Source organism: Cellvibrio sp. ARAG 10.3 (assembly GCF_051846955.1).
GTDB lineage: Bacteria > Pseudomonadota > Gammaproteobacteria > Pseudomonadales > Cellvibrionaceae > Cellvibrio.
This window is the reverse complement of sequence record NZ_JBPYCU010000008.1, coordinates 1-23,959: the sequence shown is the minus strand read 5'-3', so window position 1 is coordinate 23,959 and position 23,959 is coordinate 1. Positions and strand designations below refer to the sequence as shown.

General features: G+C 50.0%; 18 protein-coding genes. 14 read left to right on the top strand and 4 right to left on the bottom strand.

Annotated features, from left to right (window positions below):
- The first annotated feature begins 380 nt into the window (after positions 1 to 380).
- On the top strand, positions 381 to 2,564 hold the full coding sequence (locus ACSV5M_RS11565) for an EAL domain-containing protein (protein WP_439176354.1): 2,184 nt from the start codon (positions 381 to 383) through the stop codon (positions 2,562 to 2,564).
- 18 nt (positions 2,565 to 2,582) lie between these two features.
- Here ACSV5M_RS11565 and ACSV5M_RS11560 read toward each other — a convergent pair whose 3' ends face one another.
- Both ACSV5M_RS11560 and ACSV5M_RS11555 read right to left on the bottom strand, forming a co-directional pair.
- Positions 2,583 to 4,790 carry an FdhF/YdeP family oxidoreductase gene (locus ACSV5M_RS11560; protein WP_439176353.1) on the bottom strand — a complete coding sequence of 736 codons (2,208 nt, stop codon included), beginning with the start codon at positions 4,788 to 4,790 and terminating at the stop codon, positions 2,583 to 2,585.
- 111 nt (positions 4,791 to 4,901) lie between these two features.
- The gene (locus ACSV5M_RS11555; RefSeq protein ID WP_439176352.1) at positions 4,902 to 6,083 is read right to left on the bottom strand and encodes a helix-turn-helix domain-containing protein; all 1,182 of its coding nucleotides are present in this window, start codon (positions 6,081 to 6,083) and stop codon (positions 4,902 to 4,904) included.
- Between the two features lie 655 nt (positions 6,084 to 6,738).
- On the opposite strand from ACSV5M_RS11555, the gene ACSV5M_RS11550 reads away from it, so the two are divergent.
- Positions 6,739 to 8,139: a carbohydrate-binding protein gene (locus tag ACSV5M_RS11550; protein WP_439176351.1), complete on the top strand. Its 1,401-nt coding sequence runs from the start codon at positions 6,739 to 6,741 to the stop codon at positions 8,137 to 8,139.
- Between the two features lie 312 nt (positions 8,140 to 8,451).
- Positions 8,452 to 9,225: a hypothetical protein gene (locus tag ACSV5M_RS11545; protein ID WP_439176350.1), complete on the top strand. Its 774-nt coding sequence runs from the start codon at positions 8,452 to 8,454 to the stop codon at positions 9,223 to 9,225.
- Positions 9,226 to 9,280: 55 nt separating this feature from the next.
- Here ACSV5M_RS11545 and ACSV5M_RS11540 read toward each other — a convergent pair whose 3' ends face one another.
- Positions 9,281 to 9,754, bottom strand: a complete 474-nt coding sequence (locus ACSV5M_RS11540; protein WP_439176349.1) for a MarR family winged helix-turn-helix transcriptional regulator — start codon at positions 9,752 to 9,754, stop codon at positions 9,281 to 9,283.
- A 247-nt stretch (positions 9,755 to 10,001) separates the two neighbouring features.
- Here ACSV5M_RS11540 and ectA point away from each other — a divergent pair, with 247 nt between their 5' ends.
- The 6 genes from ectA (at position 10,002) to ACSV5M_RS11510 (ending at position 16,395) form a co-directional block, all read left to right on the top strand.
- Positions 10,002 to 10,538, top strand: coding sequence for a diaminobutyrate acetyltransferase (gene ectA, locus ACSV5M_RS11535; RefSeq protein WP_439176348.1), 537 nt, complete (start codon positions 10,002 to 10,004; stop codon positions 10,536 to 10,538).
- Positions 10,539 to 10,673: 135 nt separating this feature from the next.
- Positions 10,674 to 11,948 (top strand): diaminobutyrate--2-oxoglutarate transaminase, encoded by a 1,275-nt coding sequence (gene ectB, locus ACSV5M_RS11530; RefSeq protein WP_439176347.1) that lies wholly within the window; start codon positions 10,674 to 10,676, stop codon positions 11,946 to 11,948.
- Between the two features lie 63 nt (positions 11,949 to 12,011).
- On the top strand, positions 12,012 to 12,410 hold the full coding sequence (locus tag ACSV5M_RS11525; protein WP_439176346.1) for an ectoine synthase: 399 nt from the start codon (positions 12,012 to 12,014) through the stop codon (positions 12,408 to 12,410).
- A 76-nt stretch (positions 12,411 to 12,486) separates the two neighbouring features.
- A complete protein-coding gene (locus ACSV5M_RS11520; protein WP_439176345.1) occupies positions 12,487 to 13,923 on the top strand; it encodes an aspartate kinase in 1,437 nt (478 codons plus the stop codon).
- Positions 13,911 to 14,810, top strand: coding sequence for a TPR end-of-group domain-containing protein (locus ACSV5M_RS11515; RefSeq protein WP_439176344.1), 900 nt, complete (start codon positions 13,911 to 13,913; stop codon positions 14,808 to 14,810). Before ACSV5M_RS11520 ends, ACSV5M_RS11515 begins: the two co-directional genes overlap by 13 nt.
- A 64-nt stretch (positions 14,811 to 14,874) precedes the next feature.
- The gene (locus ACSV5M_RS11510; RefSeq protein ID WP_439176343.1) at positions 14,875 to 16,395 is read left to right on the top strand and encodes a BCCT family transporter; all 1,521 of its coding nucleotides are present in this window, start codon (positions 14,875 to 14,877) and stop codon (positions 16,393 to 16,395) included.
- Positions 16,396 to 16,507: 112 nt separating this feature from the next.
- Here ACSV5M_RS11510 and mgrA read toward each other — a convergent pair whose 3' ends face one another.
- Positions 16,508 to 17,521 (bottom strand): L-glyceraldehyde 3-phosphate reductase, encoded by a 1,014-nt coding sequence (gene mgrA / locus ACSV5M_RS11505; RefSeq protein WP_439176342.1) that lies wholly within the window; start codon positions 17,519 to 17,521, stop codon positions 16,508 to 16,510.
- 360 nt (positions 17,522 to 17,881) lie between these two features.
- Between mgrA and ACSV5M_RS11500 the strand changes: the two genes are divergently transcribed.
- The 5 genes from ACSV5M_RS11500 to ACSV5M_RS11480 all read left to right on the top strand — a co-directional run bounded on the left by ACSV5M_RS11500 (position 17,882) and on the right by ACSV5M_RS11480 (position 23,945).
- Complete coding sequence (locus ACSV5M_RS11500; protein WP_439176341.1) at positions 17,882 to 20,134, top strand: Orn/Lys/Arg decarboxylase N-terminal domain-containing protein; 2,253 nt, start codon at positions 17,882 to 17,884, stop codon at positions 20,132 to 20,134.
- 250 nt (positions 20,135 to 20,384) lie between these two features.
- Positions 20,385 to 20,882, top strand: coding sequence for an FKBP-type peptidyl-prolyl cis-trans isomerase (locus ACSV5M_RS11495; RefSeq protein ID WP_439176340.1), 498 nt, complete (start codon positions 20,385 to 20,387; stop codon positions 20,880 to 20,882).
- 1,063 nt (positions 20,883 to 21,945) lie between these two features.
- Positions 21,946 to 23,001: an AbiJ-NTD4 domain-containing protein gene (locus ACSV5M_RS11490; protein WP_439176339.1), complete on the top strand. Its 1,056-nt coding sequence runs from the start codon at positions 21,946 to 21,948 to the stop codon at positions 22,999 to 23,001.
- Positions 23,002 to 23,092: 91 nt separating this feature from the next.
- Positions 23,093 to 23,473: a hypothetical protein gene (locus ACSV5M_RS11485; protein ID WP_439176338.1), complete on the top strand. Its 381-nt coding sequence runs from the start codon at positions 23,093 to 23,095 to the stop codon at positions 23,471 to 23,473.
- 127 nt (positions 23,474 to 23,600) lie between these two features.
- The gene (locus ACSV5M_RS11480) at positions 23,601 to 23,945 is read left to right on the top strand and encodes a hypothetical protein (RefSeq protein ID WP_439176337.1); all 345 of its coding nucleotides are present in this window, start codon (positions 23,601 to 23,603) and stop codon (positions 23,943 to 23,945) included.
- Positions 23,946 to 23,959: the final 14 nt, after the last annotated feature.

Genomic DNA, 23,959 nt, shown 5'->3' with positions numbered 1-23,959 from the left:
ATTGATAGGAAATAAAATCCATTTGCGTATTGTTTTACGGTGGAATGTTTACCGGGAGCAAATAATTCTTCAGGATTTTATTGAAACGCTTCACATTTTTTGCCAAATCAGGCAATCTTACGCGGCCAAAAAATCGCTGTTATCCCCGCTCTTTTGAGATCCGATCAGTAAATCATCCTTGGCATGGTGTATTCGCGCCGGCGTTCAGCATTGTTAGTCACAATCCTGCCTGGACTCCACTTTCATGTGTACGGAAGCCTTTGATGTTGTCATTGTTGCGTAAATTTTTGTTGCTCAATCCTTCCGATCTCTCATCCCCACATCCTTATAACTGGCAGCTCAGTGCTTTGCGGATAATTGTTTTTTCAGGAATATGCCTGGTGTTTATTATCGCCGCGCATAGTTCATGGCAGGCGTATCATTTGGGGCTGTATTACATCGTGGCGCTGACCAGTCTGTTTTATTTTTCGCTGTTGCTGGTGCTGTTTATTTCACGCCGAAAACTGTTTACCAGCGCTATCGGACTGACATTGATTGTCCTGATGGCGGCATTGTGTATCTTGCTGTTTATTGATGATATTGATCTTGCGCAATATGGCGTGCTTTTTCTTTACAGCTTGCCTATCGTGGCCTTGCTATTTTTTGGACCTAAAGCAGCATACCTGGCCATTGCTTTCAACTGTGTACCGTTTTTGTTGTTAGTGAACCGGCAACTTCCCATCGGCTATTTTGATTTTTCAATTACCTTGCCTGGCGCCCATGCGTATATTCACGGTTTGATGTTCCTGTTCTTTAATTTTTGTCTTCCGCTGGCCACGACCCGCATCCTGCAAACCTTGAAAATTAATTCCCGCCGATTAAAAACCCTCAACAAAGAGCTGGATTATAGCCATCAACTCTATGAAGAGATGTTCGATCACATCGCTTTTCCTACCTTATTGTGCGACCGCCAGGGCAAGATCCTGAAAGCCAACGCATTAGCCCATTCATTGCTGAATGTACCGGATGCCGAGCTATTGAATACCCGCCTGGATGAATGGCTGATTCGCCTTCCGGCGGCGGATGCATCCCTTGATGCTATTCCACCCCTGGGTATTGAGTACCAATTAAAACGCAATCCCCAGCGCACGATTTTGTTGAAAGAACAGGAGCTGACACGCCATCAAAACGGTGTAATTCACCTGGAGGATATCAGTGATGTTAAACGCCTGGCCTCGCAATTGAGTGAGGCGCGTCAGGAACAGCTGTTCACTAACTATGATTATCTGACCCAGTTGCCCAGCAGTATCCTGTTTATGGATATGGTGAACGATCAGATTAAAGCTTTTAGCAAGAATAATTTTATGTTGCTGGCCATTGTTAAAATTTGCCAGTTGAAGATGATCAACCATGAATACGGTTATGAATTCGGTAACCGTTTATTAAAATCCTTCACCCAGGACGTTAAACAGCAGCTACCGGCGAATGCGTTGTTCTGTCGTTTGCGTGGGGTTAAATTTGCTATCGCGATTCCCGGCGATTTAAATACCGCTGATCCGCAGCGGTTGTCACACTCATTGCGGCAGATGCTGCCGGAAACCTGCAACCCAGGTGGTGAAGTGGTGGTGATGGATTACCGCGTGGGTATCACCTTCAGTTTGACATCTGCCAGCCATATCGAAACCGGTATCGAGGAATGTGAAATCGCCCTGGATCAATGCACGGCGCAAGAAGCCTGCGTGCTGTTTGATAGAGCCCAGGCGTCGCAAATGAACAATGATTATCACATGGCGCAATCCTTGCGCGAGTCAATTCAGCAGCGGCATTTTGAATTATGGTTACAACCTAAAGTCAATCATGTCGGTGATATTTGCGGCTTTGAAGCGCTGATCCGATGGCCGCAGCTGGATGAAATTATCATGCCGGATGCTTTTATTCCGTTGGCGGAACGCCTGGGGCTTATTCCCGCCATCTCCCGTCAAGTGTTGGAACGTGCGGTTGAATTACTCAAGGATTGGCGGCATGTGGATGCGAGCTATTCGCTAGCGATCAACCTGGCAGGTGCCGAGTTACAGGACGAAGAATTTTTTCACGAGCTGGTTATGTTAAGCAAGGAAAGCCCGTGGCTGGTGGAAAAACTGGAACTGGAGATTACCGAAACCCATTTGACCATGCTGAATCCTTACGTTAATCAACGGCTGCATGAATTAAAACAATTGGGTTATCGTCTCGCGATTGATGATTTCGGGACTGGCCACGCATCGCTCGCCCAGTTGATTGATATTCCGGCGGATGCGATAAAACTGGACAAGCGTTTTATCGATAAACTCACATCCGACGCGCAACATATCAAGATTGTCTATACCACCTTGAGTTTGGCGCAATCGCTGAATGTGGAATTAGTGGCGGAAGGTGTAGAGAATGAACTGCAATATCAGTATCTGGTGGATATGGGTTGCCAGATGATGCAGGGTTATTATTTTTCCCGCCCGCGTCCGGCGGGCGAATGGCTGGATCGCATCATCGCGGCGGAAGGCCAGACGCTGAACATCATGCGAGAAGCTGAAGTCCTGCTGGCTGAGTAAATACGGGCTGCGTGGGGCTTAGGCGCGTTCAACTGCAATAGCCACGGATTTAAACGCCGGTGTTTTACTGCGCGGATCTCGTGCTGTACCGATCAATACATTCGCTTCCGGATAATAAGCCAGCAGGTTTCTGCGCGGCACATCAAACGCAAATACTTTAACGGCCTGCATTTCGCCAAAGGGTGAGCGCAGGTTGACATAGTCGCCGGCAGCAATGCCTAATTCGGCAATATCTTCTGTATTCATTAGCGCAGACCAACGGGTGTTGGTGCCGCGATAGCTATCGCTCTCTTCGTAGATAATCGAATTAAATTGCCCTTCGCTGCGAATGCTGGCAAGCACAAAAGGAAATTCCGGGCTGGTTTGCGGCAGTGTCAGCGGGGTGATTTTAAATGCAGCTTTTCCCGACGCTGTCGGAAAATCGGGCGAGCGTAAGAGGCGGTTAGCGATCGTGAATTCCTGTTTGCTGGTGCCGATATCTGCCAGAGCCTCCATGCCAGGAATGGTCGCGGCAATGGCGTTACGAATTTTCTGATGTTGCTGGAACTCTTCAAAATTTAAGGGGCAATCGGGCAACAGGCGCTTGCCCAGTTCACACAGTATATTGACCTCGGGCCGGATATTGCTCAGGCGATTGATACCTCCGTCACTTAAGCGTACATAGTTGAACATGGATTCCTGCGTGGTCGCCTGCCACTCTTCATCGCGCGCCGTCACCGGCACAATTAATGACTCGCTGTTTTCAACACCGGTGATATGTCCGCGATTGAGTGTTGTGGTCAGAAATGCTTTAAAACCAATGCGGTCCAGCGCTGCACGTGCCCAGCTTGCATGGGGGGTTGCGGAAAATAAATTACCGCCCATCAATAACGCAGCATCTATCTTGCCGTCGTGGGCCGCATTCAGGCAGGCGAGGGTATCCATACCGGCTGAGGTTGGCAAAGTGACGCCCAGGGTTTGTTCGAGCTGTTGAAAAATATCGTCTGGCAGTACCGGCTTCACGCCGATAGTACCGATGCCCTGAACGTTACTGTGGCCGCGCAAGGGCAACAAGCCTGCCGCCGGTTTACCGATCATGCCGCGCAGCAAGGCAAGGTTGGCGATAGCCTCCACATTTTCTACACCGTGCAAATGATGGGTAATACCCATGCCCCAAGCGAAAACGGCATGCTCAGCACGGGCGTAGCAGCGCGCCAGATGCTCAATGCGTTCCTTATCAACCCCACAATGGGTGGTCAGCGTCGTCCAGTCGGTGTTGCGCACATTGTCTGCGTAAGCGGAAAAATCCTGTGTATGTGCAGCAATAAAATCCTGCTGGATTTGTTCGCTTTCCAGCAACGCCTTGGCGATGCCGGTCAATAACGCCAGGTCGGAGCCAATGCGGGGTTGTACATACTCAGAAGCAATCCAGGTGCCGCCACTGAGTAGGGACCTGGCGCTTTTAGGCACAGCAAAACGCACCAGTCCCGGTTCTTTGGCCGGGTTGATCACAATGACCTGGCCGCCGCGTTCACGACAGTTTTTAAGTTGATGCACAAAGCGTGGGTGATTGGATGCCGGGTTCGCACCGATCACAAAGATCAGGTCAGATTGCCCCAGATCTTCCAGCGAAATCGTCGCCGTGCCGGTACCGATAACATTATGCAAACCGACGCCGGTTGCCTGGTGGCAATAGTAGGAGCAGTTGTTGACGTTGTTGGTGCCATACAAGCGTGCAAGTAACTGCAAGACAAACCCGGCTTCGTTGGATGAGCGGCCCGAGCTGTAGAAAAAACTGCGCTCCGCCGGTGTATTGGCGAACCGCTCGGCCATGAGGGTGAATGCCTCCTCCCAGGATATCGGTTGATATCGGTCACTGTTTGCCGGTTTATACACCGGGTCGTTCAAGCGGCCCAGATGTTCCAGCTCATAAGCGGAAAGCTGCTGAAAATCTGCGAGGGGATGATCAAACACTTCACGCGGAATCGGTGCCTGGATATCCGTCGATTGTGCCTGGATACTTTTATTGCACACGGAGGGAAATTCATCCAGCTCATTGGTCATACCACCGCGCTGACCGCCCATCCCCAAGCCGCAGGCTTTACAGGTATTGCGGCTGTTCAACGCTTTGGCGGAATTCAATAAACCGATACGCCCGACTGTCTTCAGGGTATAGAGAATCTTCTTGGGGCCGCCGCCGACAATACGGATGGGGTGTGCAGGTTGATCCGGGGTTTTTTCTGACATAACACTGGTCGCATTAAGACGTAAACAGGAGGCTATCTGCCCAATGTCGAGAGGCTAAGACGAATAGTCCAATGATGCAATACGTTAAATGCCCCGCGTACGGGGCGGCAATCAAACGCTGGCGTGTTTTCCGTCGGGCTCGGCGTCGGTGAGGTACTTCTTACGAAACTGGCCCGGCGTCATCTGGGTGAATTTCTTGAAAAAACGGTGGAAGGCCGACTTGGAATTAAAACCGGATTCCTGCATAACACTCTGCATATCCAGATTCTTATCGAGATTGTTCATCAAAATCTGCTTGGCGTGTTCAACGCGATAGTAGTTGATGAACTCGAAAAAATTCTGCCCAAAATCACTATTGATTGTGGCTGACAAGGCTTTGGGCGAAATGGCTAATTTATCGGCCAGTTGCTCCAGGGTGATATCCACCACCAGATAGAATCGATTCTCCTGCATGGCATTTTTCAGCAGCTCGCCATAAGTGGGCGGCAAGCTCTCCACGACTTCCGGCTCACTGGCAGGTACAGGGGATTCCATATGAATGCCGGAAAACACACCCGAATGGCTCAAACTGTAAACCACCAGTGCATTCACCAGCATCAGCGTCAGGTAATTATTGGTCACACCCATGGCGCTACTGACGCTGACCGGTGTGAACTGCGCCAGGACGTGGGTCATCAAGGCCCACACCCAGGCCAGCAGGAACAGCCACAACAAAAGATTGAGCCAGGAGAAATCAATATGCGTGGTATCGGAATAGGTATTCTCGATGCGGCGCCGGTAGCTGATCATCTGTTTGATGGCAAAGATGCCGTAGATCAGGGGCGACAGCTTCTGTGCCCAGATATAAACCGCAAAGTGATCCATCCGACTCATCGTCAGATAGTCATAAATCAAGGTCAACTGATACCCGGTATCGTGGCGGTAGACGCTGAAGTATATAAAGAAGGGATAGAAAAAGAAGGGTATCAGGTGCAGCACGTCCGCGCGCTTCCAATGAAAGTCGCGGTAGAGCAGGGACTTGGTGTACCAGTAGAGCATTGGCCCTTGCAGGAAGTAAGCAAAACCCATTGCAAAAAACAGGGCAGGCGACAGTTCCGCCAGAATATCCCGGAGCGGGACGCACCAGTAAATCAGGACATCAAAGGCAATGGCCGCACTGAGGAATAAAAACAGTCCGAGCAGCAGGTTACTCAGGTTGCGTTTGGTAAAGATTGTCATCAGCGAGAGGATCAGGCCCTCAATAATGACAACAATCAGGACCAGATCGTGAAAATTGAAAAGTACCTTATTCAAGGTTGACCGACTCCACAAAGGCGACTTGTTATTCTTACCCGGTCTCTCGGCGTATCCGTCGTGCGAAGGGTACATCAATGTACCAGTGAGATGGCGGTGGCTCATATGAGCGAGTGAATGGGCATTACTATCGCTTAAAACGCGGCCTTTTAAAAGCACTCAATGGCCGGCTTGGCCGGTCAAGTACTGCCAGGATTGTCCCACCTCCCCGAAATAAAAAGTGAGACACGTGATTTTCCGTGCTTCGCCTACCGGCCATTCCTGGCGTGACCGCGCGATTTGCAATAAAAAGAAAATCTTATCGGCTTATCGATTTATATAAACAAATGTCCGAAGTCCCAGATTAATAGTGGGACTTTCAGACTTTCCCCGCTTTCTCATCGCCCGAATTCCCACTTAAACCTTTAACTGGGAATATTTGCAGGTTGTGATTGAAGTTCTGTACATGATTTTGGTGATGGTGGTACTTTTTTTCACGTGAGAGGTGTTGGTTTTGGTACTTAATCTGGTTCGGCTCGGGCTCGATGTTGGGGTAATGGGTGGGGCCCACCTGGTGCAGGAGGTGCGATCTTATGCCACTCACAGCCTTGGGGGCTGCTTCCCCTAAACGACATTCATTCAACTCGTAAGAAATAGAACCAATAGAGGGTGAGCAATGAAAACTAAAACGATAACAACAGCGGTAAAAAAATCGGTATTGGTGGCAGGCGTGGCAATGAGCGCTGCCTTTGCCAGTCTGGCTCAGGCGGTCACTGTGGATCTTCTGGTCTTATACGATGATTACACGTCCAACTACTTCGGTGGTGATCCCCAAACAGCAATGAATAGCTGGGTCAATCAGATGAATGCCGCCTACGCGGATAGTCAGATTGATGTTCAATTGCGCCTGGTCGGTGTACGCCGCAACCAACAGGCGGGTTCTAACATGACTGACGTGCTGCACGCGGTGCGCCAGAATGCCGCTGTGGGCGCCTTGCGCGATCAACTGGGGGCTGACTTCGTTGCCCAATTGCATCAGACCGGCGCCTGTGGCGTGGGCTATGTGGCAGTAGACCGCAACTGGGCCTTTAACGTGAGTGCGCCCCAATGCGGCCCGATTGTGATGGCCCATGAACTGGGTCATAACATGGGTCTGAATCACTCCCGTCGCCAGGGCGATACCTCCGGTGCACGCTACCGTTATGGTGTGGGCTACGGTGTCCAGAACGTATTTGTGGACATCATGGCTTACGAGGGTGTGTTCAATGCCTCCCGTGTTAACCGATTCTCCAACCCTAACCTGACCTGTCGCGGCTTGCCCTGCGGTATTCCAGTCGGTCAGGCGGACGAAGCCTACGGTGCCCTGGCCATCCACAATGTGCGTAACGACATCGCGGCATTCCGCCCGACGGCGGGCACCAGTGGTCCGGTCACGCTCGCCGAGCATTGCAACTATGGCGGTTATAACGTGGGCCTGCCGGTCGGCAGTTACAACCTGAGTCAGTTGCTGGCGCGCGGTATTCGCAACGATGATATTTCTTCTCTGCGGGTACAAAGTGGTTATCGCGTAACCCTGTATCAACACGACAACTTCACCGGTAACGCGGTGACCAAAACGGCTGATGACAGTTGTCTGGTGGATGAAGGTTTCAACGATACAGCGACCTCTGTGGTAGTTGCGCAGAACTCCACCGGTTTCAATCAAACTGTCCAGGCAGAAAATTACTTCGCCAGTCAGGGTGTGCAGCTTGAAGCGACCACTGACAATGGCGGTGGCCAGAACGTCGGCTGGATTGAAACGGGCGACTGGATGGCATACAGCAATATCACCATTCCGACCTCCGGCACTTACACCATCGAATACCGCGTCGCCAGCCCCAACAGCGGCGGGCGTATTTCGCTCGACCTGAATGGTGGCGCCACGGTATTAGGACAAATTAATGTGCCCAACACCGGCGGATGGCAAAACTGGACCACCGTTTCCCACACCGTGAACATCAATGCGGGAACCTATAACTTTGGTCTCTTCGCAGCAGCGGGCGGTTGGAATATTAACTGGTGGCGGATCAGACGCTAAGGGTAGGCAGGTATTAGCTGCATCGGTTGCAAAAACGGTGCAGCAAGTAACAGGTTTTCCACGGAAGAGTTTGTGTCTCATGGTTGGTTCTTGCAGTAGGCCACTGTTCATCACTCCGCTAATGCATGGAATGGTATCAATGCATAACAATTTACATCAGGTTTAGCGCCTGTGATCAGACATCCTAAATATCGGCAATGGGTGTGTTGATGGTGTTTATGTGTTACGGAGTGGTGCTTTTTAGTGTGGCGATCCAGGTAAAAACAATTAAATAACCTCATCGGAAAATCTCGGCCCGCTAAGGCAAATATTATGAAAGATAATAAAGTGTATTGGGCAGCCATTGTGATTGTGGTTGCAATTGGTGTTCTGCTTTTTGTTAACCGTTCGGGAGAAACTATTGAGCAACAGGCTGCTTCCGAGCCGCCTGCCGAATCATCGCAACCGCCCGTAGCGGTCTCTGAGCCCATGACGGCGACACAAGCGGCTGCAACCCAGGCTAAACCCGCGCAAGCGGAAACGAATAATGCGAGCGCTGAGGGTGTGTCGTTTGACGAGCGGCTTGCTGCGATGCAGCAACGTCGACCCAATCAACATTTTGATCCGGCTGCGGTCGAAGCGGCGATCCAACGCCAAACGGCATGGACTCCGGCAGAAGAGGTACCGGAAGATTTACCCCTGCAACCGGAAGAATTTACGGATGGCCGGCAATTTATTGAACTGGACAGTTTAAAGATTGAAACCTTGATGCCAGGTGATGCGGTGAAAGTCACCATCGACGAAACCGGCGAAGATTACAATGTGACCGTAGATCGCATTGAGAAGCACGATTACAACAGCATCAGTTGGTACGGACACATTGAGGGTGCAGACGGACAAACCTACAGCGTCAGTTTTACGCGCGGCGAAACGTTAACGGTCGGCGGCCTGGATACGCCGGAAGGTCACTACGTATTGCAAGCCCACGGCAACAACGGCTGGATCGCTTCCAGCGCACTGCTATTTAAAATCGACCCTAACGTCGACGACGCCATTTACCCCCATGACGTCGAACAACAAGTCAATCACAACGATCACGATCATTAATCCAATCTCCACGTAATAGCCCAAATTTTTTGGGCTATTACGCTTTCCCCGTTCCCTAACCTCGATCCAATTCCCCCGTAGCCAGAAACGGAGATGCATCAATATCCTGTGCATCCATCATATGCGCGATGCGTTGCAGGGCGGTAAGGATCATCGTTTGTTCCCAGTCTTGCAGCGCATCAAATTTCTGCACAAATTGATTTTGTAATGCGGTGGGTGCGTTCTGCAAAATTTCGTGGCCTTGCGGGGTCAGGTGTACATGTACTTTGCGTTTATCAGTTTCCGAGCGCTGGCGATAAATCAACTCGCGTTTCTCCAGGCGGTCAAGAATGGTGGTGACCGTGGCCTGGCTCAAACTGACATCGTTGGCCAGCTTGCTGATGATGGCGTTGTCTTGCCGTTGAATCGCTTGCATCAATAGCAACTGTGGTGCGGTGACCTTGGCGGTCTTGATTAATTGTTTGGAATGCAACTCTGTCGCGCGTATCACGCGGCGCAGAGCGACCAAGACATCTTCTGCTCTATTCATAAGGTTATATCTGTTTTTAATGGACCGGCGAATTATAGGGGGCTTTACCGTGAAACCCTATGCATATAACCGATCTTCATGGTTGCTCTGGACCGACCGGGTAGAAAAATAATAATGCTTAGTGTACAATGCATTTAATTTGAGCGTAAACAGCATCAGGTGCTTTAAATTGTAACAAATAAGCCATATATACGTGATATTCACCGCAATATTTACTTTTATGTCTAAGTAATACGGGATACCAGTTATGCACGCTATTACAGAAAGTACGGAAACCTCTGAACCAACACACTCGATACACGCAGGCAAGGCGCGCCTGCGTAAACCCACACCGGATGATGGTTTTGCCCTGAATCAACTGGTTGCTGCCAGTCCGCCGCTCGACCCCAATTCTGTTTATTGCAACCTGCTGCAGTGCACGCATTTCAGCGATACCGCTATCGCCGCTGAAGCAGAGGGTGAATTGGTAGGCTTCGTGTCCGGCTATATTCCTCCCAACAAGCCGACCACCTTATTTGTCTGGCAGATCGTGATTGCGAAAAGCATGCGCGGACAAGGTTTGGCAAAGCAAATGTTGTCGCAGTTATTGCGCAACCTCGCTGGGAAAATCCGCTTTATTGAAACTACGATCACGCCGGACAACCAGGCGTCGTGGAATTTATTCCACAGCCTGGCGCGTGATCTGGATACACCGCTGGAAAGTCGCGTGTTTTATACGCGGGAGCGTCACTTTGGCGGCCAGCATGACGATGAACATTTGCTGCAAATAGGTCCCATAACCTGAGTTTTGCATTACCTCGCGATAATCCCATTTGTTATTAACCCATTTATCTGGAGCCGACAAAGGTCAAGATAATAAGCAGGACTACAACCTGTATTTGTCACTCCGAATTAGCCAACTTATAAAGAGGAAAGTACCATGAAAATTTTTAATGAAATGGAATCTGCTGTTCAAAGTTACGCCCGTTCCTTTCCGGTGGTATTTAACCGTGCACGCGGTAGTTATTTATTTGATGCCGAAGGTAAGGCTTACCTGGATTTTTTGGCAGGTGCGGGTTCCCTGAATTATGGTCATAACAATCCGCTGCTGAAAAAAGCCCTGCTGGATTACATTGAGCAAGATGGCATTACCCACGGTCTGGATATGCACACCGATGCCAAAGCAAAATTTCTCCAAACCTTTCGCGACTGCATCATGACGCCTCGAGGCCTGGATTATCGTATGCAGTTTACTGGCCCCACCGGCACTAACGCTGTAGAGGCTGCATTAAAGATTGCGCGTAAAGTCAAAGGGCGCAATAACATTATCTCTTTCACCAATGGTTTTCACGGCGTTTCACTTGGCGCTGTAGCGGCAACAGGTAACCAGCATCATCGCGGTGGCGCTGGCGTAGAACTGAGCAACGTAACGCGCATGCCATTCTGTGGTTACCATGGCCGCGATGCCGACACGCTTAAGATGATCGATAAATTATTAAGCGACCCTTCCAGCGGGGTTGATCTTCCGGCAGCAGCTATTGTTGAAACTGTGCAAGGCGAGGGTGGTTTGAATGTAGCAGAAAAAACCTGGCTGCAAGGTTTGGAAAAACTGTGTCGTAAACACGACATCCTGTTGATTGTGGATGATATCCAGGCCGGTTGTGGCCGCACCGGCACCTTCTTCAGCTTTGAGCCTGCTGGTATCAAGCCCGATATCGTGACCTTGTCCAAGTCACTCAGCGGTTTTGGTCTGCCATTGGCAGTAGTGCTGTTGCACCCCGAACTGGACCAATGGTTGCCCGGTGAACATAACGGCACCTTCCGGGGCAATAATCACGCGTTCGTTACCGCAACAGCCGCGCTGGAACATTATTGGAAAGATAACGCGTTTGCCGAAGAGATTCAGGCCAAGGCGCAGATCGTTACCAAAAAATTTAAAGCCATTAGCGAAAAGCATGGCGTGACTGAACTGCGTTTGAAAGGCCGTGGTTTGATGCAGGGTCTGGAATGTCGCAATGGCGAAATTGCAGAAAAAATCAGCCGCGCAGCCTTTGAGCGTGGATTGATTATCGAAACTGCCGGTAACCGCAGTCAGGTAGTGAAGTGTTTCTGCCCGTTAACCATTCACGAGAAAGACTTGAATCAAGGGCTCGATATCCTTGAGAAAAGTATTGATCACGTCTTCAAACAAAACACCTTGAGTAAAGTGGGCTAGAGCGGATTGAAATAGCTCGTCCTGTATTTGTTACTCGCTGTAGATCACCCCAGAGGTATTAAGATGATTGTCAGAAATTTAAAAGAAGCTGAAGCCAGTAACCGTCGCATTGTATCGCAGGGTTGGGAAAGCACGCGCTTGTTGTTAAAGAGCGATAACGTGGGTTTTTCGTTTCATATCACCACGATCTATAAAGACGCGGAATTGCATATGCATTACCAGAATCATTTTGAGTCGGTGTATTGCATCAGCGGCAAGGGTGAGATCGAAGATCTGGCAACCGGTCAAAAACACCCGATTGCCCCAGGCACTATTTACATCCTGGACAAGCACGACAAGCACATTCTACGTGCTGAAGAAGAGATGAAGATGGCGTGTGTGTTCAACCCACCGTTGCACGGCAAAGAAGTACACAACGCCGACGGAGTTTACCCGCTGGAAGCGGAAGTGGTAGCAGATTGATCCTGGTTGCACCGGAAAATAACGTATACCTATACAACGCATAATGAAAAAGGATGAAGAAAACAGGAGGCCTGTTTTGTCCCATACCGTTGAGAAAATTGGCGGCACGTCCATGTCGGACTATGCTGCTGTGCGCGATAACATCGTATTGAAAAATGGCAAGACCGAAGATCTGTACAACCGTGTTTTTGTCGTGTCCGCCTATGGTGGTTTGACTAACCTGTTGTTGGAAAACAAGCACAATGGCCAACCGGGTGTGTACGGCTTTTTTGCCAGTACCGATAACGACGCATCCTGGCAGGAAGCATTTACAGCACTGCGCCAGCGCGTGTTGGCAATCAACAGTGAATTGTTTGGCGATACCGAGCTGCGTCAGCAAGCCGATGATTTTATTCGTCAGCGCCTTGATGATGCCGAACGTTGCCTGAGCGATCTGCAACGTCTGTGTCAGCATGGTCACTTTGAGCTGACCTCGCATTTGTTTACCGTACGCGAAATGCTTGCCAGTATCGGTGAAGCACACAGTGCCTGGAATATGACCCAGTTGCTGCGTCGCGACGGTGTGAATGCGCGTTTTGTGGATCTGACGGGTTGGCAAGCCGAGCAGGCAGAAAATCTGGACGATATGATTCGCCAGCAATTTGCCGGTGTAGATTATGCCAACGAATTATTAATTGCCACTGGCTATACCCATTGTTCTGAGGGCTTGATGGCCAGCTTTGATCGTGGTTACAGTGAAATGACTTTCAGCCGTATTGCGGTACTAACGCAGGCGCGCGAAGCGATTATCCATAAAGAATATCACTTGAGCAGTGCCGATCCGCGTTTGGTCGGTGACAGCAAAGTCGTGCCTATCGGTCGTACCAATTACGATGTGGCAGACCAATTGGCGAACCTGGGCATGGAGGCGATTCATCCTCGCGCCGCCAAGGGTTTGCGCCAGGCAGAAATTCCCTTGCGTATTAAAAACACCTTTGAGCCAGAGCATCGTGGCACATTAATTACCGGTGATTATGTCAGCGATACGCCGCGCGTAGAAATTATTGCCGGCCGCAAGCGGGTTTATTCTGTCGAGTTATTTGACCAGGACATGATGGGCAACATCGACAAATATGATTCCGGTATCCTCGCTGTGCTGGCACGTTTCAAAGCGCATGTGGTCAGTAAAGACATGAACGCGAATACTATTACCCATTACGTAGCGGCAAATCTGAAAACGGTTAAACGTATTCGCGAAGTGCTGGAAGAAAAGTATACCGGCGCAGAAATTAATACGCGCAAGGTGGCGGTAGTATCGGCCATCGGGAGTGATATGAAAGTGCCAGGTATGCTTGCTAAAACCGTATCTGCATTGGCGGAAGTCAACATCAGTATTCTCGCCATGCATCAATCTATTCGTCAGGTGGATATGCAATTTATTATCGATGAAGATGATTACGATCTCGCCGTGCGAAGCTTGCATCGCTGCCTGATTGAAGTTCACGATCATGGGATCGCTATATGCGCCGCCTGATCATCGCGGGAGCGATGTTATTCCTGACGCTGGCGCATACTGCCAGCGCCCAGGAAGCAGCCGACACGGAGTCCACCGTCCAGCAGCAACAAGCCGAAACCCATATAGAAGAACTGCAAGAACCGCTCTACAACCCCTTTGTTGAGCGCTACGTTCTGGATGAGCTAAAACAATTGCGCACCGACATGGCGAATCAGCGGGTGGAAATTCTGCAGCAAATTGTCGACCGTCATGTTGAGTCCGTAGATAAAGGCGTAACCTACGCCACCAATACCATCACCTATTTTTTCTATCTGATTGCCGGTGTCAGTTCCATCCTGGTACTGGTCGGCTGGACCTCTATTCGCGAAATCAAGGAGCGGATGGGAACCCTGGCCGATGAAGAGGTGCGCAAGCTGGTGGAAATTTATGAAGGGCGTTTGCAAGGCATTGAGAAACAATTAACGCAAAAAACGCAGCATATTGAATCCAACCGTGAAGAAATTGAACGGACCCAGGAAATTCATTCACTCTGGTTGCGTGCCGCCCAGGAAACAGCACCCGCCAACAAGATTGCGGTTTATGATCATATTCTGACGATTAAACCGGGGGATTGCGAAGCCTTAACCTACAAGGCAGACGCGGTATTGGAACTGGGCGAGCCGCAATGGGCGGTTAACCTGTGTCAGCAAGCCTTGGCGATTGATTCTGATAACGCCCATGCGTTTTATCAATTGGCCTGCGCGCACACTGCACTGAACCATTACGATGAAGCGATTCATTATCTGCAACAAACCCTGGCGCGGGTCGAGAGCTATCGCGATCAACTAGCTGAAGATGCCGCCTTGCAACCGCTTGCGGAGTTCCCCGCATTCAAGGATTTGCTGGGCCAGCGCGCACCCGAATAATAATTTTTAGTCTCGGCTACATACTGTGTTAAATAAAACGCTCTGATAATAAAAGGAAAACGCCATGTTTGATCGATTGGCCAAAGCGTGCGGATTAAGTGCCGTTCCACAAATCTTTTTTATTGCGGCTGCCCTTGCCGTTGTGTTTGTAATCTTCGCGATTCCGTTTAATGCGGAATTCGCGCGTTTTTTTGGGGCGCTAGGTAGTTTCACCTTTTATTATTTTGGCTGGTTTTATGTATTGAGCGTGACCGCGCTGCTCGCCTTCCTGATCTGGATCGCCATGAGTCGCTATGGCGACGTGAAGCTCGGTGGCAACGAGCAACAGCCGGAATATTCCACCACTACCTGGTTTGTTATGTTGTTTGCGGCGGGCATCGGCACCATCCTGATGTTCTGGGGCGTAGCAGAACCTTTGTCGCACTTTATCAAGCCGCCGTTCGTCGATGTTGAGCCGCAAACGCGCGATGCCGCTAAAACCGCGATGAATATTGCGTTATACCACTTCGGTTTACACACCTGGACAATCTTTACCCTGCCTGCAGTCGCTATCGGATATTTCAGCTATCGCAAAGGTTTACCCATGCGGATCAGCAGTGTGTTTTACGGTGTGTTGGGCGAGCGCATTTATGGCCCGATCGGCTGGGTGATCGATATTATCGCGCTGCTCGGCACCCTGTTTGGTGTTGCGGTTTCGGTGGGGTTGGGTACTTTGCAGTTAAACAGTGGCCTGTTTTATTTATTCGATTTTTCTGTGTCATCCCTGTCGCAGATGATCATTATTGCAGTCATTACGATGGTGGCAACCGCATCAGTTGCCTTAGGCCTTGATCGCGGTATCAAGCGGTTGTCTTACCTCAATATAGGTTTGGCGATCTCGCTTCTGTTATTTATCTGGGCGGTTGGGCCAACCTTATTTATTACTTCAGGCGTGGTGCAAAATCTCGGAATTTACATGCAAAATCTACCCTGGATGTCGCTATGGACTGAGGCTTACCAAGGCACCAGTTGGCAACAGAGCTGGACTGTTTTTTACTGGGCCTGGACGATTTCCTGGGCGCCCTACGTGGGACTATTCATTGCGCGCATTTCCAAAGGTCGCAGTATTCGCCAATTGGTGATCGGCGCCCTGGGTGCGCCCTTATTATTTACGTTAATCTGGTTTTCAGTGTTCGGTTTATCGGCCATTGACCTGGAGCTGAATCACGGCGTTGATCTGGCAACCCAGGTACAAGCCGACGTCTCTATCGCGCTGTTCACCTTTCTCGAACAATTTCCCTTGGCCACCGTAACCTCTATCGTCAGCGCTGTAATCATCGTGATTTTCTTGACGACTTCAGCGGACTCAGCGGCACTGGTGATGGATTTATTATCGCGCCGCGAAAACCAGGTATCGCGCACCTGGCAGCGGGTATTCTGGATGTTATTACTTGGCACGCTCTCCGCCACATTATTATTGGGCGGCGGCTTACCTGCCTTGCAAAATGTGATTACCGCTCTGGGTTTCCCGTTTTGCGTTCTTCTGGTATTCATGGCCATCGCCCTGACCAAAGAACTAAAAAAAGAAACCAGTAGGTCGGATTAGCCGCAAGGCGTAATCCGACAAACATGCATCAGCGTGCGATAGAGGTTATTTAAGAGGGGATGTCGGATTACGCCTTGCGGCTAATCCGACCTACGGGTTACACGAAAATCTATCAACGCAAAATCGCTTCGATTTTTTCCAACTCCGCCGCACTAAATGTCAGATTATCCAGCGCCTTTACCGAGTCTTCAATTTGCTCAACCCGGCTTGCACCGATAATCGTGCTGGTTACCACCTCATTATTTAACACCCAGGCTAACGCCATCTGTGCCAGGGATTGCCCGCGTGCTTCAGCAATCGCATTTAACGCCTGCACCTTGGCAATTTTCTCCGGCGTAATATCTTTGCTGCCCAGGTAAATTTGCTCTGCACGCGCGGCCCGTGAGCCCGCCGGAATGCCATTCAAATATTTATTGGTTAATACACCCTGGGCCAGCGAAGAAAACGCAATCGCCCCCACGCCTTCTTCTTTCAGTACATCTGTCAAACCATCTTCAATCCAGCGATCAAACAGGTTGTAACGCGGTTGGTGAATCAACAGCGGTGTACCGAGTGAGCGTAAAATCTCGGCCGCTTCTTTGGTTTTCTCCGGTGTATAACTGGAAATGCCCACATACAGCGCGCGACCTGAGCGCACAATATAGTCCAGTGCTTGCATGGTTTCTTCCAGCGGTGTTTCCGGGTCCATGCAGTGGGAATAAAAAATATCGAAATATTCCAGCCCGGTGCGTTGCAAACTCTGATCGCAACTGGCCACCAGATATTTACGTGAGCCACCAATGCCGTAAGGGCCGGGCCACATGTCGTAACCGGCTTTGCTGGAAATAATCAATTCATCGCGGTACGGCGAAAGATGTTGTTTGAAGATAGAACCGAAGGTGGTTTCCGCCGAGCCAAAATTGGGCCCGTAATTATTGGCGAGATCGAAGTGCGTGATACCTGAATCAAATGCGCACTGGATCATCGCGGTGGCATTGCTGAGGGAATCCACGGCGCCGAAGTTTTGCCACAAACCCAAAGACAGCCGCGGCAATTTCAAACCGCTCTTGCCACAGCGCTGATATTTCATGCGCTGGTAGCGTTCGGGGTGGGCAACATAGCGTGGATTGGGTTCATGGGTAATCATGGAGCGCCTCTTATTCATATGGGTGACCGAATGGCGCGTTATCTTAGCCTAAAGGGGCGGTCGGCACGAAGGGCGCTGTGTAAAGGGCTTGTAAAGAAAGAAATAGGGGCGTCCCGTGTTCACACTTTGGCCAAGCCCGCACCAATGCAAAAAATTACCGGCACAGACGTCGACAGATGGCGTGGACTGCTGCATTATTTGCGACCTTGCCCGGCCATAGAACAGCGCCTGTTTGAGATTGTCCTAAACTGCATCAAAAGCCTAAACTAAACCGAAAGAAAGACCCGGTGCACCCCGGCACCAGAACACGCACCCCGCTGCCTGCGGGGTTTGATTTGACGCAAACCGTGTGGAGACCCCATGAAATTTCGCTTTCCGATAGTCATCATTGACGAGGATTTTCGCTCTGAAAACACATCCGGCCTGGGCATTCGCGCCCTGGCGGACGCGATTCAGCAAGAGGGCATGGAGGTTCTCGGGGTGACCAGCTACGGCGACTTATCCCAGTTCGCGCAGCAACAATCCCGCGCCTCGGCCTTTATCCTGTCCATCGATGACGAGGAGTTCGGCTCGGGTTCGCTGGAAGAAACCGACCACGCCCTGAAATCCCTGCGCGCCTTCGTGGAAGAGATTCGCTACAAGAACGCCGACATCCCGATTTACCTATATGGCGAAACCCGCACCTCGCGCCACATTCCCAACGACATCCTGCGTGAGCTGCACGGCTTCATCCACATGTTTGAAGACACGCCCGAATTCGTGGCGCGCCATATCATCCGCGAAGCCAAGTCCTATATGGATGGCCTCTCGCCACCGTTTTTCCGCGCCCTGGTGCACTACGCGCAGGATGGCTCCTATTCCTGGCACTGCCCCGGTCACTCTGGCGGCGTGGCCTTTTTGAAGTCACCCATCGGCCAGATGTTCCACCAGTTCTTTGGTGAAAACATGCTGCGCGCGGATGTGTGTAACGCGGTAGAAGAGCTGGGCCAACTGCTCGACCACACCGGCCCGGTGGCGGCGTCCGAGCGCAATGCGGCGCGTATCTTCAATGCGGACCATTGCTACTTTGTGACCAACGGTACCTCGACATCGAACAAGATGGTGTGGCACTCCATGGTGGCGCCGGGCGACATCGTGGTGGTGGACCGTAACTGTCATAAATCCATCCTGCACTCCATCATCATGTGCGGCGCGATTCCGGTGTTCCTGATGCCTACGCGCAACCACCTGGGGATTATCGGCCCGATTCCGCTGGAAGAATTCACCCCGGAAAGTATTGCGCGCAAGATCGAAGCTAACCCCTTTGCCCGCGAAGCCAAAAACAAAAAGCCGCGTATCCTGACCATCACCCAGTCCACTTACGACGGCGTGATTTATAACGTTGAACGCCTGAAAGAAATGCTCGACGGCAAGATCGACACGCTGCATTTCGACGAAGCCTGGCTGCCGCACGCCACCTTCCACGACTTCTACAAAAACATGCACGCCATCGGCAAAAACCGCCCGCGCGCAAAAGAGTCGCTGATCTTCTCCACCCAATCCACCCACAAATTGTTGGCCGGTTTATCCCAGGCATCGCAAATTCTGGTGCACGATTCCGAGAAGGTGAAGCTGGATCAGGACGCTTTTAATGAAGCCTATTTGATGCACACCTCCACCTCGCCGCAATACGCGATTATTGCGTCCTGCGATATCGCAGCGGCGATGATGGAAGCGCCCGGCGGCCACGCCTTGGTGGAGGAGTCGATCCTCGAAGCGCTGGATTTCCGCCGCGCCATGAAGAAAGTGGACGAAGAGTGGGGCCAGGATTGGTGGTTCCAGGTATGGGGCCCGGATGCCTTCGCCGCCGAAGGTATGGGTGAGCGCGACGACTGGATGCTGCGCAGCGAAGACAACTGGCACGGCTTCGGCAAACTGGCGCCGGGCTTCAATATGCTCGACCCCATCAAAGCCACCATCATCAACCCAGGGTTATCGCTGGACGGTGAATTTGCGGAATCCGGTATCCCGGCGTCCATCGTCACCAAATACCTGGCGGAAAACGGCGTGATCGTGGAGAAATGCGGGCTTTACTCCTTCTTCATCATGTTCACCATCGGCATCACCAAAGGCCGCTGGAACACCCTCGTGGCCGCCCTGCAACAATTCAAAGACGACTACGACAAAAACCAGCCCATGTGGCGCATCATGCCGGAGTTCGCGCAAGCCAACCCGCGCTATGAAAAACGCGGCCTGCGCGATTTGTGCCAGCAAATCCACGACTTCTACAAAGTCTACGATGTTGCACGCCTGACTACCGAGATGTACCTGTCCGACATGCAGCCGGCCATGAAACCCTCGGACGCCTTCGCCAAGATGGCCCATCGCGAAATCGAACGCGTTGCCATCGACGAACTGGAAGGGCGCATCACCTCGATTTTGCTGACTCCATACCCGCCAGGCATTCCGTTATTGATCCCCGGCGAGCGCTTCAACAAAACCATCGTGGACTACCTGAAATTCGCCCGCGACTTCAACGAACGCTTCCCCGGCTTCGAAACCGACGTGCACGGCCTGGTCAAACGCGAAGTTGACGGCAAACGCGACTACTTCGTCGACTGCGTCCGCCAATAAAATACTCCCACACCCGTAGGTCGGATTAGCGTCAGCGTAATCCGACTCCCCCTTCCTAAACAATCCAACTCCCACCCAAACGCCAACCAAGCTGTCGGATTACGCGACGCTAATCCGACCTACCGGCAGCCTCAGCCCGACCATAGCTTACTCTGTTACCAACCCACAAAACCCCCAATTCCCCGTTGCCAACCCGGAACACCCTCGCCATACTGCGCGGCTCAAAAAGCAATAACCTCTGGAGACCACTATGCAAATCGGTGCGGACAAAGTTGTCAGCTTCCACTACCGCCTCAGCGAAACCAACGGCGAACTCCTCGAAAGCTCACACGACGCAGAACCAACACTCTACCTGCACGGCCACAACAACCTGTTGGCCGCCATGGAGCAAGCCATGGAAGGAAAACAAGCCGGCGATAAATTCACCGTCGAACTCAGCCCCGAACAAGGCTACGGCCAACGCAAAGAAGGCGCGGTGCAACGCATCCCTATCAAGCACTTGCTCGACTACGCCAAACTGAAAAACAAACTCAAACCCGGCATGAAAGTCGCGGTAAATACCGAACACGGCCCCTGGGAAGCGGTGGTATTAAAAGTGGGTAAATTCAATGTCGACATCGACAGCAACCACCCCCTCGCCGGAAAACAACTAACGTTTGAAATCGAAATTGTCGACGTCCGCGAAGCTACCGAAGAAGAACTCGCCCACGGCCACGCCCACGGCGTAGGTGGCCACCACCATCATTGATTTATTTCTTTTGCGGGAGCGGTGTTGGTTGGTGGCATCGCTCTTGTGTCTTTCCCTCTGCTCTTCCTTCTGTTCTTTCTCCCCTCATTATTTTCTTGTCTGGTTGGTCAAATTCTCCCGTAAAGATTATTGGTAATCTGGTGTAATTTTCATTGGCGTAAAAAGAGCTGATAGTCTTTACTTGTTTTCATGCTGGATAAACGTTTAGTGAAAATGATATTTTTGGGAGAGCCATAGGCAGGGCAGTTTTAACAAGAAAATCATTGACTTAGCCAGATCGGTTCCAAAGTAGATATGAGGCTCGAAGATTGTTTTGCATATCTACCAGAAGTTAAAGCTCACAAGCTCAGCCTTGACGTGGTGCGGGTTTCCACTTAATTTGTTTTGCGAAGTGAGCTGAAATATGAGGCTCGGAGAAAACGGCCTTTGAGGCTACGATATAAATGTTAAATTAGAATCGCATGAAAACAAAATATACTAACTTCAAGCATTGGGCATCATCGGCTTCAGAGCCAACATTTGTCCCTGAGCACTTGATTAGAAAGCACTGGTCATTGCAATTGGTTGAGGGGTATCATATAACCATTTGCCTAATTATTGGCATTAGCTCTTATATTAGCTTTACTAAAAACTTGTTTATCTACATGGTCGTTTTTGCAATACTTTTCTTGGCATTTTGCACTACGGTATTTCTATCAGTTAACGACGACTATCGGTTTAGAGTAGCAACTTTGCTATCAAATGCATTTGTAGTTATCTTTAGCTGCATCGCTTTTATGTTTACTAACATGAACCTTGCATTATTTATCGTTCTGTTGGCTCCGAGCTTCTTGGTTTTAATCGTTGTATTTTTATTAAGAAAAAATAAGGAATATTATGAGTGGTGCAAATCTATTGCAGGTAAAATTTAACAAGTCGCGCCAAAATCGCACACTTCGTGTGCTGGACAGTTTGTAAGTTGCATCTTTGCGGTTTTGCTGCGCAAAAGTATTCCGCAAAGCCACAACTTCCAAACTGCCTTTGCGCTCGGCGTTAGCCGTCAATGGAGAGTTGAGTAACCCCGATGCTCACAGATATTTTTTCTTACCGATACAAAAACACCCCGATATGGTCGGTGTACTCGGAAAATGAGCGGAGATTGCTGACGCAAGCGTTTGGTATCGTCAAAGAGGCTCTGCCGTATTATGACGAAAGCGGCAAGGTCGATAAACGTGGCGAAGAAAAATGGAAGTCACTGCACGACAAACTTTGCAGAGAGCTTGGCGTCACAGAACTTTCTAAGCGGTACTACTCGTATCAACAAACAACCGCGCTAGGCACCCATCCTGTATCCGGTTTCTTTTCGTGGATTCATGTTTGTGAGCAATTTGTCACTGCTCAAGTACCAGGAGACATAAATCCGGATCAATTCATCAAAGAGCGTCTTAGCTTCGTTGAACTTGGCTTACGGTTACGTGGCGAGGAAATTGCTCGACTTAATGAAAATTTGCCTCACGCGATTATGGAAGCAAAGCTTAGCGACTCAGCTCCGCGGCGTGGAATGCAAATCCCCGGAAGCTCAGTTGATCGCGTCAAATCTTGGAATGCGTTGGCAAACGCGGCGTACAACTCCCAAGTAAACGAATTAAACGAGCGTTTCAGGCGAGCGAGTGTTCCTCTCAACTACCACAACGGCTTTGTCCAGTTGTCACGGGATGAAGTGGTGGAAAGTCAGGTAGCCACGCCCTTCTGGGAGATTGTTTCCGATCCACTGTGGGAAAATGTCGATATCGACATGAAAGAAGCTTTGGATAGGAGGGATTCCAACTCGAAGGATCCCGCGCTATTTGCAGCAAAGGCGCTCGAAAGTACCATCAAGATCATCTCCGATAAGAAAGGCTGGACTCACGGCAAAGAAAAGGGAGCCGCAAATTACATCGACAATCTAGTCAGTAAGGCCAATGGTCAATTTCTGCAGGTTTGGGAGGGCGATATCTTGAAAGACTATTTTCGCAAAGTGCGAAATACGGTGGGTCATGGCCCAGGTTCGGAGCCTATGCCTGTGCTGACCCTAGAACAAACAGATTGGGCAATTGAGGTAGCAATGTCTTGGGTGAAGTCTCTTGTTAAACGTATGTGAGTTGACGGCTAACAAGTGGTTCAAACCGTTCGCTTCGCTCACTGGGACGGGCTAAAGCCCGCCCCTTAACCAAACGCTATGAGAATCAAAAATGGAAATTGAAGTATCTTCAGAACTCAAAAATAATAAAAACAAAAGTGTTTTGGAGTTTCTTGCACCATTGAGTTGTCACGGTGATATTATCGAACCTATTCAAGGGCTTCTTCAAAGTGAGAGTGGGGTTAAATTTTTTTGCCCTGACATACAAAATTTCAAGTATTGTTTTTGGTATATAGAAAACACAATTTTCGCGTTTGGTGCTGGAATGCAACATATTGGTCTGTTACTTCCACCGCAGTTAAGTAATAAAGCCATTTCAAGTGGTGCAGTGGTAGCTAAGAGTGTGGGTGGTAATTGGCTTCTTTTTCCATATAACCACGTTGAATTGAAAAAATGGGTAGGTTTGGCATTAGCTTTTAGTAAAAGCTCATAACAAATCGTTGTAGGACGCACGCTTTGCGTGCTGGGACGCCGTGATACGGCGCCCCTAAACTCGGCGTTAGCTAAAATCATTTCTCAAATTTTATAATTATATGATAAAGATAAGTTCAGCTATATCTATGCCTACAAGACCTTGTGATTATTCATTAGGCTTGCAGGAAGATAGTGTTTTCATGGATTTGAGTCTTGATCAGCAAGGCTGTTTTTGTTTGGTTCGTATATCCTTTGATGGTTATGGGTGTTGTAATCTAAGCGAGATAGAACAAGAAAAAAGCACAATGAATTCAACTGAATCTAGTTTACTTAAAGCGCTTTTGGATTCTGGAGATTACGATAATCAATGTATCGGAGAAATACTTAGTAAATTTCTCTACGAATTTAAAGATTTAGTTTGGGAAGATGTGGACTTCCCAGGCTTTACTAGACACTTTCGAGCCCCTGAAAAAACGCCTCCTCATATTTAACGGGAGATAACCCG